Origin of the sequence: Bifidobacterium [indicum] DSM 20214 = LMG 11587 (genome assembly GCF_000706765.1) — a bacterium.
Classification (GTDB): Bacteria; Actinomycetota; Actinomycetes; order Actinomycetales; family Bifidobacteriaceae; genus Bombiscardovia; species Bombiscardovia coryneformis.
Window position 1 is genome coordinate 1,055,021 of sequence record NZ_CP006018.1, and the last position, 14,884, is coordinate 1,069,904.

A 14,884-nucleotide genomic window follows, 5' to 3' on the forward strand; every position below is an offset into this window, starting at 1 on the left:
TGAGTCGAACCTCGACTCTCCCTATAAGGACCAGTCTGCGCTCTCGCCCTGCAAGCGAACCATCCGCGCAAACTCACCATCTGCGGCCATAAGCTCCTGCGGAGAACCCTGCTCGACCACACGCCCATGGTCAAGAACGACAATCTTGTCGGCCTGCTCAACAGTACGCATCCGGTGGGCAATGACCATGACGGTCTTCCCCACCAGTAATTGCGACAGGGCTTCCTGCACCTGCGTCTCGTTCTCCACATCCAGGGAGGCAGTGGCCTCGTCAAGCAGGACAATCGGGGCGTCCTTGAGAATGGCTCTGGCAATGGAGATTCGTTGCCGCTCACCTCCGGAAAGTCTGGAACCGTTTTCACCAATCATCGTTTCGTACCCCTGTGGCAGACGTGAGACGAACTGGTCGCAGTTGGCGGCCCTGGCCGCAGCCAGCACCTCCTCGTCACTGGCACCGCACCGCCCCATTCGAATATTGCCCATGACCGTGTCGTCAAAGAGCATCACGTCCTGGAAAACCACGGCATAGTCTCGCAGGAGAACCTCCGGATCCACCTTGCTCACATCCACCCCTCCTACGGTGATGGAACCTGAAGCGGCATCCCAGAAACGAGCCGCCAACCGAGCGCAGGTTGATTTCCCTGATCCCGAGGGGCCAACCAGGGCCGTGATCTCCCCTTCTTTGGCAGTGAAACCGACATCTTCAAGAACTGGCTCACCTGCCGCCTTACCCGCAAGGCCAGGATAGGAGAAGGCAACATGGTTGAAGACGATATCGTGCCCTACGGGATGGAATTCCATACTCCCCTCAGCTACGGGTTCCTCGGTGATGGAGCGAATCCGTCGGGCCGAACCCTGGGACTGAAAGAGCTCCGAAACCAGCATCAGCGCCTGATCAAAGGGCGAGTAGATCCGTGAGACCATCAGGAGGAAAAGGAACATGACCATGAAGTCGATCCTGCCCTGAATGATCAATCCGGCAGCCACCAGGAAGGTCGTCGCCACACCCAACCTCAAAACCACCATCGCGGAGTTCATTATGAGACCATTGGTCATCTCGGTTCGGACCGTAGTGGCTTCGGTGTCGTCGATGGTCGAGAAGAGCCTCTCCAGATACCTGCCTTCCTGGTTGGTGGCGTGAATCTCCCGAACGCAGTCAAGCGCCTCCTGAATACCGTCGCTAACACGAATCTGGGCCTGTCTCGTACGCTGTGACGCAGCTTCGACGAATCGCCGAGTGGCAAAGATGATGGCGAAGGCCACCGGCACACTCCAGAAGGCAGCCAGATCAAGAGCCCAATTGATGGGCAGAAGGGCCAGGAAGACCAGGACGGATGAGACGACCGCACCGTAGAGCTGGCTCAGCGCATGGGCGTAGGCATGTTCCATGGTGGCCACATCACCCAGAATGGTATCGGTCAGATCAGCCAGGTCACGCCGCCCGAAAAAGGAGAGCGGCAGTTTACGCAATCGCTCGGCAAGGTCGATCCGCTGGGTTCCGGTCTGACTGAAAACCGCACCGTAGGAATAACTGTACTGGAACCAGGAGGTGCCGAAGAGGATAAGCGCAAAGACCAGGAGACCGGCCAGATAGGGCAGGACTTTCGGCAGAGGCGCCCCTGCCGTCAGATGCTCAACAAAAGCGTTCATGACCAGCAGAAGGGAGGCCGTTCCCGCCATGATAATCAGATTGGTCAGTGTGGTCCACAGCGTTCCCAGAACTACGATCTTCATGCCTTGGTCGGACAGGGCATACTTCTTCTTGAATGAGGCGAACACTTATGCCTCACCTCCTTCCCTCTGGATGTCGGAATCATCGGTAGACAAGTCCGCAACGAATGGCCCTGTACCGGGAACGGTGTGCTCCTCATCCGCAGTGGAGTCTGCGGGATTTCGCCCCGCTTCACCGGCAGCCTTCGGAGAGTTGTCGACCTTCCAGGAGACCGCCCGTTCGTAATCAGACCAGATACGGGCATAGGTACCCTGCGCGTCAAGAAGCTGGCGATGAGTACCCTGCTCAACCAGGCGGCCCCCATCCAGCACCAGGATTCGATCGACATCAGCCACAGTCGATAGACGGTGGGCAATCATGAGCACGGTTCGCCGACGGTCTCCTTCGGCCCGGGTCAGCTTGGTCAGAGCCTTCTGTATCAAGACCTCGTTCTCGGGATCAGCAAAAGCAGTCGCCTCATCCAGGACCACAATGGGAGACTCCTTGAGAATTGCCCTGGCCAGGGCCACGCGCTGGACCTCTCCCCCGGAAAGGTAGATTCCACCTGAACCGAGCATGGTGTCAAGCCCATCGGGAAGCTTGTCAACGATGTCCATGCACTGAGCCGCTCTCAACGCGTCCATGACCTGCTCGGGAGTGGCTTCCGGTCTGGCTGCGCGAACGTTCTCCAGGAGGGTGGTCGAAAAGAGTCTGTTGGTCTGAAAGACAAAGGCGACCTGCCCCATCAGATCGTGTGGATCGATGGATCTGACATCAATACCACCCACGGCGACCCTACCCGAATCCACATCCCAAAAACGCGGCAACAGACTGGCACAGGTCGATTTGCCGCCTCCTGAAGGGCCGACCAGGGCCACGGTTTCACCCTCCGGCACCTCGAAATCGATCCGCTCCAGTGCCGGGTGATCGGCACCCGGATAGGTATACGACACCTGATCCAAGGAAGCATCCGCAGACTTCGGATGTTCCGGTTCGGCAGACACCGCGAGGGGATCAATGCTGAGCACACCAGTGATTCTGTTCAAGGCGTCATCGGCCTTGCTGAAGGACTCGCTGGAGAACTGGAGACGGGTCATGGCAGTAGGAACCATACCCGAGAAGACTGCATAGAAAGCGAAATCAGTCAGGAATGAAGTGAAGTCACCCTGCCCAGAAGCCAGCAGGATGGCCACAGGAATCAGGAAGATCACGGTCCCGTTCAGGGCAGTCATCTGAATGGTCTGGGGCAGGTGACAGACCTTCATGGAATAGGTCCTGGCTATTCGGCTGTAATGCTCGATGGCCTCATGGAACGCCTTGAAGGAGTACACCGTCTGTTGGAAGACCTTGACGACCGGAATACCGCGGACATATTCGGTCCCGGTCTTCGACATCCGCACCAGCGCATCCTGGTATTCCGTCATAAAGGACTGTCCCTGATCGTTCATCATCATGCGGATGCAGACCAGGGCAATCAGAATGGGGAAGAGGCAGGCCAGGCCCATACGCCAGTCGAAGACCAGCATCAGTATCGGCATGCCCAGAATCATGGCGAAGGATCCAGCCGCGTCGGGGAGGATATGGGCGAGAAGATTCTCGGTATCACCCGCCGAGCCATCAATGGTTCGGCGCAGCTCGCCGGAGGCATGGAGGTCGAAATATCCCAGAGGAAGGCTCAGCAAGTGGCCTATGGCCGCTTTGCGCATGTTGGATGCGCTTCGGAAAGCCGCCAGGTGCGCCATCAGCAGCCCTGCACAATACAGAATGACGGAAGCCGCCGCAAGCCCTAATCCTATCCATCCGTATGCGGCTATTCCCGTAGCTTGCGACCACCCCGGAGCAACAGCGAGAAGGTCCTTTACCGCCAACCATATGCAGATGTATGGCCCAAAGCCGGCAATCGTGGAGAGGGCAGACAAGCAACAGCCGAGATAGGAGAACACCTTACGCGGGCCGGCGAAATCCAGCAATTGCATCAAGGAGCTACGCCCATGCAGTCTCTCACGGTCAGGCGCACCTCCCCCGCCTTGTGCCCTGCCTTCTACAGGATTCGGTTCGCTTCCCGAATCCGACTGGTCTGTGGTCATCTCTTTCCTCCTGATTTTCATCCAAAACCCTTGTCGTCCGCTGCCATCGAACGTAATCTGAGAAGCCACTGGTCGAAAGACCGTCACCGAGCGGCGGATGAATCCATAAAAGGTGGGGACGAAAGCGAAAGTCTGCCGAGATTGTCGTAAAAGCCGGCAGGATGAAACCAGGTGAGCAATGACAGACCACGCAATACGCTCCGAGTCCCGCGAGCTACAGACCCTGTACCGCCCCCAGGCGGAGCAACTCGGCATGGAACTCCATCACCGATCGGCAGGACTGGTGGGGCAGGTTGATAACGACATCTGCCGAGGTAGGTTCCAAGCCAATCCGGCGGGTCCATATTGCCTGGTCATATGGCACGACATCACCTTCCTGCGCGAGGTGAACTTCAGCGAGTACTCCATGACCGATTACGCCTGCCTGACCATGGACGAGAGCCCGGCATCCAATGCCTCCCCTTATGGAGTGCAGCCATTTACGATGCAGGAAGGCAATATGGTTTCTCTGGTCCAGCAGGCGGGATCAGTCACCTACCGCATACCGGCGGGCTCACGCTCGCTGACCCGGAGTATCTGCATCCTGCCCGAGTATTTCATGGAGCTGGAAAGCCAGTGGCCCGGCCAGGTCAAGGGACTTTTCGACACCTTCGTCCAACCCTGGCCGTCCGATATTGCCCTGGCAGCTTCAACCGCCCTGTCAACACTCGCCCCCGGAAGACCGGACCAGACGGAGTTCCTCATAAAAGCACACATCGACCTCCTCCTGGCAAGGCTGGCCCAAACTTCCTCCGCCTTTGCGCATGGCCACGAATCGTCACGCGACCAGGACCTGGTCCAACAGGTCAAAACCCACATCCAAACCCACCTGGGCGGCGACCTCTCCCTCGAACAGATAGCCCGATCCCTGTATGTAGGACGAACACGTTTATGTCTCGCCTTCAGGAGTCAGACCGGCACAAGTCTGGCCAAGTACATCAGAGAGCGAAGAATGAACCGGGCCCGCCGTCTCCTCTCGTCCACCGATGAGGACGTTGCCTGGATTGGACGGCAGGTCGGATACGAGCGCCCCAGCTCATTCAGCGCGGCTTTCACCCGGGAAACCGGAGTTGCCCCGATCGTTTGGCGCGAGTTGAGCAATCGTAGCGATTGAGCTCGCTGCAAGCGCTGCATCCGCTTGGCAGAGGGGAATCATCTCACGTTCCTCCTCCCTGTAGAGCAGGTTCATGTTGCTCTGCATGGAAACAAGGGGGCCATCCGTGGACTGCCGCAACGAACTGGGCTTTCTCGAACTGCCAGGCGTACGTGGCGCTCACTCCCAGGTAGCGCGTATCTTTGCCCGCCTTCACCCGATCCCACGGTCTCTTCTTCTGCGCATAACAGCTGTGCTTATTAGTGCTTATCCGCGATAACCGAGCTCAGCCCCTGCCAGGTTCTCGCGCTTTTCAAAATGAGCGCACGGCCTGAGAAACTCGACCAAAATCTGGTCCGCTCCACTTCATCGACGATGGCTCCCTGGGTCGAGGGATCATCGCAATAGCAGACTTCACCTTTTGCGTTCGATACTTGAGTGCCACGGAATACGACCAAGTGTCCGCCTTTTGCACTTGGGGTCATTGGGAAGTTGCAGGACACGGAAACAATCGGAGTGATTTGGACTGCAGGTAGACTCTCCAAAAAACCAATCGATGCTTCCGGGAAAACCTCACCATCCAAGCCATAGGAACGTCCCAATTCAAGAAGACCCTGCAGTATCCACCCTTTCGCAGCATCATAGGCTCCGCTCTCAATCCCCTCAGCCAACAAGGTATCAAGAGTCGGTACAGAGAGTCCTTCGGCATCCAGAATCGTCTGGATACATGCCAGACCGCAACAGTTGTCTTCCCACTCCAGTCGCGACAGCGTCGCTCCGCCGGGCAAGACGATGTCTCGAAGCAGAGCATGTTGCGGATATCGATGAGACTCCAAAACCGTACCGGGTATGGTCACTTCGTACTCCTTTGCCAGGTCCCCTCTTCGCCCCACAAGCCTGGACCGAAATACAGCGTGCCAGTGCCAAACAGCTGCGAACAACATGTAGGCGTCTCCATTACTTCACCAATTCAATATCATTATTGCCTGTTTCACGACAACTTGGCATAAATACACAAATCCTACGGATCCGTGAAGCACCTTGTACTCCTACTAGCAAGACCAAGCTAGGCAGTGAGTTCAGAGGCTGGTCGAATCGCAATCATGCGAAAGACATTTTAGAGCCCCTCCTCAGCTCAGTTCCCGGAAACCTCACTGAGCCAGACCGGGGCTGGACAGGTACACAACTCTTGCGATACTGAAGATATGACACGGAAGACCAGGCCAACCGACAATGGTCACAGACTCCAATCGCAGGGTAAGGCTCAACCATGACAACATGTGACAGTCAGACCATGGACCGGGCGCTGGGGGCGCTGTCCGGCCTTTCGCTTGGCGACGCCCTGGGTATGCCCACCCAGAGCATGAGCGACCAGGACATCAAAACGACCTACGGGCGCATCTCGACCCTGCGCGATGCGGTGCACGAGCAACCCATCGCTCCTGACATGCCAGCCGGGTCAGTTACGGACGACACCGATCAGGCCCTCATCGTGGCTGACCTGCTCATCCAGGGCGAAGGCCATATCGACCCCCAGACCTTTGCTCAGAGCCTGCTGCGCTGGGAAGACAGCATGCGAGCCCGTGGATCCCACGACCTACTGGGCCCATCCACCAAGCTTGCCTTGGAGGAGGTACGGGCCGGAGCCGACATTGCGGGCACCGGCAAAACCGGCTGCACCAACGGTGCCGCCATGCGCGTGACACCCGTGGGCATCGCCACACCAATCAAGGGCGACACGGACCGATTCGCCCGGCGCGTATACGAGTCCTGCCAGGTCACCCATGACACTCTCCCCGGCTTCCAAGGAGCGGCCCTGGTCGCCGCAGCCGTAAGCTACGGGATGAATGGAGCGGATACTCATCAGGCGCTCCAGTCGGCGCTCACCGCAGTGTCCGGTATGCAGGTTCCGGCAGCATGGAGCCCCAAGGCCAACGTACTGACCCGTGCACGAATTTCCATAGACCTGGCCCAGGCCAGCGCTTCGATCAGCAACGACGAGTTCGAGGACCGGCTACGCGCGGAGTGCGGCAGCTCCGTGGAAGCCAACGAGTCCGTGCCGACGGCCTTCGCGCTGGCATGGAGGTTCGCGGAAAAGCCCACGGAAGCACTTCTTAGCGCAGCCAACCTGGGCGGCGATACGGATACCATTGCCGCTATGGCAGGTGCCGTACTCGGGGCCTGCAACGGTATCGGCGGTTTCCCCAAAGATCTCCTCGACCAGGTGGCATCCGTGTCCAAGCTCGACCTGGCACCCATCGCCCGGCGGCTGGTGAACCTGCGGAATCGCCAGGACAGGCGGGCACAGTAACCATGGGCAATGTCATATCCTTGGGTCAGATCGTGGTGGATACCACCCTGCGAGTGCCAAACGTTCCAGTCGCAGGCGAAGACATCTTCGCCTCCAGTTCCTCCCAGCTGGTGGGGGGTGGATACAATCTCCTCCACGCTGTACGACAGATGGGACAGCAGGCCTGCTTCGCCGGACTCTTGGGAACCGGACCCAATGCCGCACTCATCCGTAAGACCTTGAAAGACGAGGGCATCAAGCATATTGGCGCAACCCGCCTTGACTGCGACAACGGTTTCTCCATCGCCCTCACAGACAATCAGGCAGAACGCACCTTCATCTCCGTGCGCGGTGCCGAAGCGGAGGGCGACCCCGAAGCCTTCGACCAGGTAGACCCCGAGCCCGCGGACGTGGTGTATCTCAGCGGGTACACCTTGGTGCACCGTACTGCCCAGGCGCTGCTCCGATTTCTTCAATCCCACCCAGGCCCAAGGCGTTTCACAACGATTTTCGATGCCTCACCCGTGTTCGGGCAGGCCGAAGACAAGGCAGTGGTGCGAGCCCTGGTGGGCTACTCCCCCATCTGGTCCTGCAACCTTCGAGAAGCGCCAATCATCGCACGGAAAATCGGGATGGAATGGCCTGACGATACAGACGGAGGGGAAGACGGCGCCCCGGAGGCCTACCTGCGCCTGTCCCAAGCCCTTGGATCGACTCTGATTGTGCACGTCGGTCCCCACGGTGCCTGGCTCTGTCAGGACGACCAGGTCCGACACATACCCGGCTTCCCCGTCACTCCGGTGGACACCAATGGGGCAGGCGACTGCCATGCTGGAGTTCTCTGTGCGCTACTGAGCAAGGGGGTGCCCCTGTCCGACGCAATCTCCTACGCCAATGCAGCCGCGGCCTTGTCCGTGACGAAAACCGGCCCGGCCACCTGCCCCACACCACAGGAAATCCAGGACTTCACCAATACCAACACGACATGCGCCTGACAATCCGGCAACGAACACCACACGAATAAGGAAGCAACATGAATGAGCGCAATGCATCAAGAGAAGGGACCGGCAAAGCCTCAGCCCTAAGCGTTGAGGCCCAAGGCATCGACACCATCGCCGAGTCCGAGCGCAAGGGCAAGCCCTCAAGCCTCTTCTGGCCCTGGTTCTCCGCCAACATCTCGGTGCTGGCCATGTCCTATGGAGCCTGGGCGCTGGGATTCGGCATCTCCTTCTGGCAGGCCACATTGACCACCATCGCAGGTGTCGTCATCTCCTTCCTGCTTGTCGGCATCATCTCCATTGCAGGCAAGCGCGGCAACGCTCCGACCATGGTCCTCACCCGGGCCATTTTCGGCGTGGAGGGCGCCAAGGTGCCGGCCGCCATGTCATGGATAGCGACACTGGGCTGGGAGATATCCTTGACGACCACGGCTGTGCTGGCATCGTCTTCGACCGTCGAAAAGCTGGGCTGGGGTTCAGGGTCAGGCCCCAAAATCATCTCAACCTTGGTAATCACCGGGCTGGTTGTGGTTGCGGGCATCTACGGATATGACCTGATCATGCGTCTTCAGCAGGTCATCACCATCGTCACCGCCATCGTGATTGCCGGCTTCTTCATCATCGGCTGGGGCAATATCGACTTCTCGGCAATCTCCTCCGCCCAATCCGGCTCACTGCCCGCCATGCTGGGCTGCTGCTTCTTCGTCATGACAGGCTTCGGCCTGGGATGGGTCAACATCGCAGCGGACTACTCCAGGTACCTGCCTCATAGCGCCTCCAACACCGGAATCGTCGTCTGGACAACCTTCAGCGCATCCATCGCCAACATCTTCCTCATCGTCTACGGCCTGCTCCTCGCCATCTCCAACGGGGCCCTGTCCGAAAACGTAGGCAACGATCCCATCGGCGCCATGGCCAGTGTATTGCCCACCTGGTATCTGATCCCATTCACCATCGTCTCGGTGCTGGGGCTGATGTCAGGGGCCATCATGGATAACTACTCCAACGGTCTGGCCCTGCTCTCCTTCGGCATCCGGCTCCCCCGGACACTCGCGGCAGCCACCACCGCCGTACTCACCGTGATCGGCGTAGTCTACGTGACCTTCTTCTCCTCCACGTTCATCGGCCCCTTCCAGGGCTTCCTGATTACACTCGGCGTACCCATGGCCGCCTGGGCAGGCATGTTCGTGGCCGATGTTCTGCTTCGCCGAAAGGACTATGACACCACCGACCTCTACCGCCCCGAAGGACGATACGGCTCGTGGAGCATCACCGCTTTTGCCATCCTTGCCATCGCCACATTCCTTGGATGGGGACTTGTGGTGAACTCTGCAGCCAGCTGGCTCAACTGGCAGGGATACCTCTTGGGCCCCATCGGAGGCAAGGACGGAACCTGGGCGGCAGCAAACCTGGGTGTCATCGTAGCCTTGGTTGTCGGATTCCTGGGGACTCTCCTCTTCCAGAAGGCCAGCATCCGCCGGCAGGAGGGCATCCGGGAGCCGGCCAAATCCACTAAAACCACCGACTGAAGCTGAAAACGCAGAGGGATGTGTTCCGCACCCTCTGCGTGAAAGGAAACAGCCATGATCAATGACGACGAATGGCTGGTGGTCATTGACCGCCAGGAGGTATTCGCCCACAATGAGTGGTCCCGTTGGGCCTGCTCCGACGGCGCCTACTATCAGACCGACAAGAACTACACTCGCCTCGCCAAGGCATACGGCAACCGCGTTGCCTACACCAGATACATTGCGCCGCAACCGCCAAAAGGTGCCTGGGTGGAATACATGAAGGACTGGTCGGAATTTCTGGTGGCCCCCGACGATCCCATGTACGACCTCACACCAGAGACCGCTGAACTCGCCAAGGGGCACCCAATCGTCTCACTCAGCACTTACGGCAAGTGGGGGCCGGAATTGCAGACGGCAGTGGAAGGATCCCAGAGGATAGCCCTTTGTGGTGTTGCCACCGATGCCTGTGTGTTGCAGACAGCCTTGGCGGCCGCAGACCAAGGCATTGCCGTTCGGTTGGCAGCCGATGCCTGCGCCGGATCTACGTTGGAGAATCACAAGCTGGCAATCGATACGATGGCTCTGTTCACACCGTTAATCACCATCACAGATACCGACTCGCTGCTGAGGGAGCGCCAAGCAGACTGACCTTAGACACTTCTTCATTTATCCGTGAGTTGGGCTCTTCTCGTCGCGAGATAGAAAGGACGCAACTGCACCAACTCACCGCACTGCCGCTACCTGATACAGATAAATCAGCCAGATAGTCCATTCCCCTGACTCGCCGCGCCAGCCCTATTACCATCGACATCAATGGTCTGAACGATATCGCCAGTTATCGTTTGTATACCTACATTGGGACCATGTAATTCTGGCTAACGTTCGCATGCCAGTGGTGGACGACAACTTTATGATTCCTTCAGACTCTCGCTCTATCAACTATCCCTTTCTAAGCGCTTAGAGTAAGCATCGAAGATATGCCTATCCATAAGAAAATGGGCTCTTTTAAAATAGGGATTTTCCTTGGCCTCAAAACCATCTTGGAGGGTCAACGGAACGGTGTACACGTAAAAACGGAAGCAATTGACAATCATGCTCCAATATAGGAGCCTGTAGTCCACTTTGCTGCGTTCATCTTCATAAGCATGCACCACTTTCGCAGCACGATTCCAGTTAGGTTTGCAGGCAGACTCGAAAGAGAAGGACATTGCAGCTATAGACAAGTCAAATAGAATTGATCCGTAATAGCAATCATCAAAATCGATAACACCTTTCAGGTCCCCGTCTTCAGAAACAACTACATTGCCGGGATGAATATCAGCGTGTACGACTCCCTTCTCAAGCTCAGGCGAACCTTGTGCATCCCTAAGCATGATCCACGAATCGTATATATCACTTTGGCCAGGTATCGATTCCTTTAATCTACTCATTTCGGACACGCTGACTACGGATCAGCAGGTTGTTTCTCTCTCTGAGGAGCAAAGCGCTTCAATCCAATATGCAGTCGAGCAATAAAGGAGCCTGTTTGCGCCGCAATCTTGTCATACGGCTGCTCGATTACCATTTCGTCGAAGGAATTCAGGAAAACAAAACAACAATCATCTTTCTGCTCTTTCAAGCCTATAAAATTTCCACTCTTGAATTATCGCTTTCAACTACATATAAAGGCGATCCTGTTTTTTCCTTAACTACGGTTCCAGGAAAACGCTGAGCCCCTAACCGCAACGATCCATTATTCGACCTTATCTGATACCCGTTTTCTGGTTGAAAGCTGTCAGTTAAAACTACTCTTGACGATGAAGCGGAAACGGAACACTCTTCTTTCACCTTTAACGATTTTGAGACGACGCTGCTATTTGTAACTGAAAATGTCGCAAACTCGCATGAACTGTACTGTATCCGCAAGGACCCGGCAGAAACCTTGCAACCGAGTTTCCTGACATCTATGCCAGCGATACGAGCCGAACCGGATGAGACCTGTACATTCAACTCACAAAGTGCGTTTTGTTCCCGTAAAGCAATCACCAGCAAGGGATCAGCCCACAACCAGGGCAGTGAAGGTCTTCCCTTCCTGAATTCACTATTCCAGAAGGGAATCCGCTGAGTGATGGCCAGAGCATCTCCACGCGTCTTAGTCGCGGTGAAACTGCTTTCGTCGCAAGAACGGAAATAAATCCCAGGATATTTCGAAGATAATACAAGAACTTGTATATCGCCGGTAGACACCGATATCGAGTTAATCTGATCCAATTCCATGTACTTGTGGAGGCTTCTTACATCCATCATGTTCTTCTCTTCCCCTTGAAGGCTTGTGCCGCCGCCCCGAAACAGATGACTGCAAGGATGAAAGCGACAATTATGGACACTGCTGTCCCTTTGCTCATTCCGACGCCTACTGCCTGCCTGGCACCTTCGACAATGTAAGTAAGCGGGTTGAATCTTGATAAGATTCTCAGCCAATGGGGGCCGAAATCTACAGGTATGAGGATGCCTGATAGCAGGATAAGCGGAAGCAGCACGGCATTAAAAATGGACGACAAAGCATCCTCCTGCTTGGTGAGGATTGCCACAAGGTAGGACAGGGAGGAAAAGCTGACTGCTGTAAGGAATACCAGGAGCATATCGACAACAAGCCCCAATCCACTGGTTCTATAGCCGAGGGGATAAGCCAGCAGGAGCACAATAATCATTTCCGCTACTACAACCAGGGAGTCCTTCACCACTTTCCCCGCCAGCATTGCCGACCGGCTTACCGGCGTGGCGAACAAGCGTTCAAAAGCTCCCGACCGGTACTCCGTAACCAAGGAAATACCAGCGAAGGAACTGCTGAAGATGGCCAGCTGGACGAACAAAGCTGGAACGAATACCCCATATGCACCCCCCGCACCCCCTGAGCTTATTTCCGGTATACCGGTCAATGTTGGCCCAAAGAGGAAAAGATACAGCACAGGCTGTGCAAGAGATCCAATGACAAAATAAGGACTTTTCAATGTCGCTTTCATCTCATGGGCAAAGGTAAAGAACATACTCCGTAGCCAGTATTGTTGAGACACTCCGGTGGTATTCATACTGCAGTCTCTTTTCCAGTGATCGTTAGAAAAGCCTTGTTTAGGCTGCCTTTTTCCATATCGACCGACTCGATGTTGATCTTGCGACTTTCCAAAAAACTCGCCACAACGGGAATGAGTTCTGCAGCCGCATTGGTTCGATAGCGAATAAGATAACGCCGGTTTTCTGTATGCTCCCAGGTAATTGAAGCCACATCAGGGAACGTTGCAATGCCCGCAACCGCTTTTTCAATACCCATGCCAAAGACGGTAAATGTCACCGTACTCAAGGCGTACTTACGCGAGAGTTCATGAGGCGTGCCCTCCTCGATCTTGATTCCACCATCAATAATCGTTATTTGGTCAGCAAGCTGCTCAGCCTCTTCTATATAGTGGGTCGTCACCACAAATGAGGTCCCGCGAGTATCCCTAATACGTAGAATCAAATCGATTAACTCCTGGCGCGCATCTGGGTCAAGTCCTACAGACGGCTCATCCAAAAAGGCGATGATCGGTTCGTTCATCAGCCCCATAGCAATATCGACGCGACGCCTCTGACCTCCTGACAAGTCGCCGGCCTTCTTATTGAAGAGATCAGGGATACCAAGTTGGTCCAAAAGCGCACAGGCCCTAGACCATGATTGCGTCTTGTCTAGCCCAAAGCACCTTCCCTGCAAAATCATCTCGTCAGCCACTACTGATTCATCCATCAATGTTCCAGCCTGAGGAACATAACCAATCTTTTGGCGCACTTGGCGGACCTGTTTCAAGACATCGTACCCACCTATGACAGCATTTCCTTGGTCTGGCTTCAACAACGTCGTCAAAATCCTCAACGCTGTACTCTTCCCCGCCCCATTGGGCCCCAACAAGCCCAATATCTGTCCTTGAGAAAGCGAAAAAGAAAGATTCGAGAGAGCTATTTTCTCGGATCCTCTATACCTATATCTCTTCGAGATATTGTCGACTTCCACTACGAGTTCTCCGGTCATACGAGTTTCCCTCTTACTTCTTCAGTGAACAATCGCACGGTTTCTTCCATGGACTCCCTGGATGCTGATCCGAAATCCAATTGGAACAGGGTCCTTCTTGTTTCTTTCGAAGATTCCATTGGTCCTAACACGGTCTCATTTATATTAGGCAAAATTGACTATACGCTTATTTTTTATAATAGCAATGCGGAGAAAGATACACTCAATGTTAGCTTTTGTTATTAGAGCAGCCGACTATTAGATATATGGAGATAAAGTGGGCGCAAACAGCACAAAACTGCTGGTTCTCGGCGTGGTTACTCTGCGAGAACCGACATACGGATACGAGATTGAAAAAGAGCTAAAAAACTGGAATGCGGATAAATGGGCCGGCATTGCAAGAGCTTCTGTATACAACCAGTTAAAGAGCCTGACAAAAAACGGTATGTTGAAGTTTGATTCAACCATAAAGCCGGAAAATCGGCCTACACAGTATCTATATCGCATAACAGAACAGGGAAAGAAAGAGTTCTATTCCCTTCTACGAGAACAGCTCAATGATCATGATCCACAGCCGGGCGACCTTATGCCAATACTGTCATTTATCCCTTTTCTACCCCAAGAAGAAATATCAAACGCCTGTCTAAAACGAATACGGTACTATTCTTCGTTTATTGAATCATTCGACAGTGAAATGGGGAAATGGTTTCCACCGGAGACAGCGAGAATATCGTACATAAAAGAAATCTTCTATCGCGAAAAAGCTGCCATAGTTGCAGAAAAAACCTGGCTGATGGACTTTCTCAACAGGCTTCCGTCATATTACAACGCATAGTTCTCCCGATAGAGTAACGAGTCAACGGCCGATGCCTTGCTCGTAGGAGCCAAGAATGAGGCTTACCGGTGAAGGAGATTCCGGCATGAAACACCAACTGATATTCCAGGCGGCCTGGCTCACGGCCGTGTTCGCGGCCTACATGCTGCTCAACTGCCTACTGGGCGTGTGCCTGGCCTTGCTGTGGCGATGGGTGGACGCCCCCCTTCTTAACGCCATCCAGCCATCATGACCAAGGTCATCAACCTTATTGCCGTAGCAGGCCTTGTTGGCTCGTGGATCAAACCCGCACACCACCCCGC

Annotated in this window: 15 protein-coding genes; 7 read left to right on the forward strand and 8 right to left on the reverse strand. The window is 55.3% G+C overall.

Annotation, left to right across the window (positions count from 1 at the left end):
- Positions 1 to 21: 21 nt before the first annotated feature.
- Together BINDI_RS04125 and BINDI_RS04130 are read right to left on the reverse strand one after the other, a co-directional pair.
- On the reverse strand, positions 22 to 1,779 hold the full coding sequence (locus BINDI_RS04125; protein ID WP_033490263.1) for an ABC transporter ATP-binding protein: 1,758 nt from the start codon (positions 1,777 to 1,779) through the stop codon (positions 22 to 24).
- Entirely contained in the window at positions 1,780 to 3,819 is a 2,040-nt protein-coding gene (locus BINDI_RS04130; RefSeq protein WP_330935007.1) for an ABC transporter ATP-binding protein, read from the reverse strand. It abuts the gene before it with no gap.
- Between the two features lie 157 nt (positions 3,820 to 3,976).
- Here BINDI_RS04130 and BINDI_RS07155 point away from each other — a divergent pair, with 157 nt between their 5' ends.
- Positions 3,977 to 4,951, forward strand: a complete 975-nt coding sequence (locus BINDI_RS07155; RefSeq protein WP_052108770.1) for a helix-turn-helix transcriptional regulator — start codon at positions 3,977 to 3,979, stop codon at positions 4,949 to 4,951.
- 239 nt (positions 4,952 to 5,190) lie between these two features.
- Here BINDI_RS07155 and BINDI_RS04140 read toward each other — a convergent pair whose 3' ends face one another.
- A complete protein-coding gene (locus BINDI_RS04140) occupies positions 5,191 to 5,787 on the reverse strand; it encodes a cysteine peptidase family C39 domain-containing protein (protein WP_148301978.1) in 597 nt (198 codons plus the stop codon).
- Positions 5,788 to 6,200: 413 nt separating this feature from the next.
- Here BINDI_RS04140 and BINDI_RS04145 point away from each other — a divergent pair, with 413 nt between their 5' ends.
- Genes BINDI_RS04145 through BINDI_RS04160 form a run of 4 tightly spaced genes read left to right on the forward strand, consistent with a single transcriptional unit; the run spans position 6,201 to position 10,377 of the window.
- Entirely contained in the window at positions 6,201 to 7,241 is a 1,041-nt protein-coding gene (locus BINDI_RS04145) for an ADP-ribosylglycohydrolase family protein (protein WP_033490268.1), read from the forward strand.
- A 2-nt stretch (positions 7,242 to 7,243) separates the two neighbouring features.
- Positions 7,244 to 8,215: a PfkB family carbohydrate kinase gene (locus tag BINDI_RS04150; RefSeq protein ID WP_033490270.1), complete on the forward strand. Its 972-nt coding sequence runs from the start codon at positions 7,244 to 7,246 to the stop codon at positions 8,213 to 8,215.
- A 38-nt stretch (positions 8,216 to 8,253) separates the two neighbouring features.
- Positions 8,254 to 9,747 carry a purine-cytosine permease family protein gene (locus tag BINDI_RS04155; RefSeq protein ID WP_033490271.1) on the forward strand — a complete coding sequence of 498 codons (1,494 nt, stop codon included), beginning with the start codon at positions 8,254 to 8,256 and terminating at the stop codon, positions 9,745 to 9,747.
- A 54-nt stretch (positions 9,748 to 9,801) separates the two neighbouring features.
- Positions 9,802 to 10,377 carry a cysteine hydrolase family protein gene (locus tag BINDI_RS04160; protein ID WP_033490273.1) on the forward strand — a complete coding sequence of 192 codons (576 nt, stop codon included), beginning with the start codon at positions 9,802 to 9,804 and terminating at the stop codon, positions 10,375 to 10,377.
- 287 nt (positions 10,378 to 10,664) lie between these two features.
- On the opposite strand, the gene BINDI_RS04165 is transcribed toward BINDI_RS04160, so the two are convergent.
- From BINDI_RS04165 to BINDI_RS04175, 5 genes are all read right to left on the reverse strand, one after another.
- Positions 10,665 to 11,102 (reverse strand): phosphotransferase, encoded by a 438-nt coding sequence (locus BINDI_RS04165; RefSeq protein ID WP_033490275.1) that lies wholly within the window; start codon positions 11,100 to 11,102, stop codon positions 10,665 to 10,667.
- Positions 11,103 to 11,173: 71 nt separating this feature from the next.
- A complete protein-coding gene (locus tag BINDI_RS07500; protein WP_158332594.1) occupies positions 11,174 to 11,347 on the reverse strand; it encodes a hypothetical protein in 174 nt (57 codons plus the stop codon).
- 2 nt (positions 11,348 to 11,349) lie between these two features.
- Complete coding sequence (locus tag BINDI_RS07445; RefSeq protein WP_158332595.1) at positions 11,350 to 11,985, reverse strand: hypothetical protein; 636 nt, start codon at positions 11,983 to 11,985, stop codon at positions 11,350 to 11,352.
- Between the two features lie 26 nt (positions 11,986 to 12,011).
- A complete protein-coding gene (locus BINDI_RS04170; protein ID WP_052108773.1) occupies positions 12,012 to 12,797 on the reverse strand; it encodes an ABC transporter permease in 786 nt (261 codons plus the stop codon).
- Complete coding sequence (locus tag BINDI_RS04175; RefSeq protein ID WP_052108775.1) at positions 12,794 to 13,768, reverse strand: ABC transporter ATP-binding protein; 975 nt, start codon at positions 13,766 to 13,768, stop codon at positions 12,794 to 12,796. Before BINDI_RS04175 ends, BINDI_RS04170 begins: the two co-directional genes overlap by 4 nt.
- A 256-nt stretch (positions 13,769 to 14,024) precedes the next feature.
- Between BINDI_RS04175 and BINDI_RS04180 the strand changes: the two genes are divergently transcribed.
- Together BINDI_RS04180 and BINDI_RS07505 are read left to right on the forward strand one after the other, a co-directional pair.
- Entirely contained in the window at positions 14,025 to 14,582 is a 558-nt protein-coding gene (locus BINDI_RS04180; protein WP_033490277.1) for a PadR family transcriptional regulator, read from the forward strand.
- An 85-nt stretch (positions 14,583 to 14,667) separates the two neighbouring features.
- On the forward strand, positions 14,668 to 14,814 hold the full coding sequence (locus BINDI_RS07505; protein ID WP_158332596.1) for a hypothetical protein: 147 nt from the start codon (positions 14,668 to 14,670) through the stop codon (positions 14,812 to 14,814).
- Positions 14,815 to 14,884 lie beyond the last annotated feature (70 nt).

Excerpts from the sequence above, each read along its gene's own strand:
- BINDI_RS04130 (WP_330935007.1), bottom strand. The coding sequence starts at position 3,819 with ATGAAAATCAGGAGGAAAGAGATGACCACAGACCAGTCGGATTCGGGA.
- BINDI_RS07155 (WP_052108770.1), top strand. The coding sequence starts at position 3,977 with ATGACAGACCACGCAATACGCTCCGAGTCCCGCGAGCTACAGACCCTG.
- BINDI_RS04145 (WP_033490268.1), top strand. The coding sequence starts at position 6,201 with ATGACAACATGTGACAGTCAGACCATGGACCGGGCGCTGGGGGCGCTG.
- BINDI_RS04150 (WP_033490270.1), top strand. The coding sequence starts at position 7,244 with ATGGGCAATGTCATATCCTTGGGTCAGATCGTGGTGGATACCACCCTG.
- BINDI_RS04155 (WP_033490271.1), top strand. The coding sequence starts at position 8,254 with ATGAATGAGCGCAATGCATCAAGAGAAGGGACCGGCAAAGCCTCAGCC.
- BINDI_RS04160 (WP_033490273.1), top strand. The coding sequence starts at position 9,802 with ATGATCAATGACGACGAATGGCTGGTGGTCATTGACCGCCAGGAGGTA.
- BINDI_RS04165 (WP_033490275.1), bottom strand. The coding sequence starts at position 11,102 with ATGCTTAGGGATGCACAAGGTTCGCCTGAGCTTGAGAAGGGAGTCGTA.
- BINDI_RS07445 (WP_158332595.1), bottom strand. The coding sequence starts at position 11,985 with ATGGAATTGGATCAGATTAACTCGATATCGGTGTCTACCGGCGATATA.
- BINDI_RS04170 (WP_052108773.1), bottom strand. The coding sequence starts at position 12,797 with ATGAATACCACCGGAGTGTCTCAACAATACTGGCTACGGAGTATGTTC.
- BINDI_RS04175 (WP_052108775.1), bottom strand. The coding sequence starts at position 13,768 with ATGACCGGAGAACTCGTAGTGGAAGTCGACAATATCTCGAAGAGATAT.
- BINDI_RS07505 (WP_158332596.1), top strand. The coding sequence starts at position 14,668 with ATGAAACACCAACTGATATTCCAGGCGGCCTGGCTCACGGCCGTGTTC.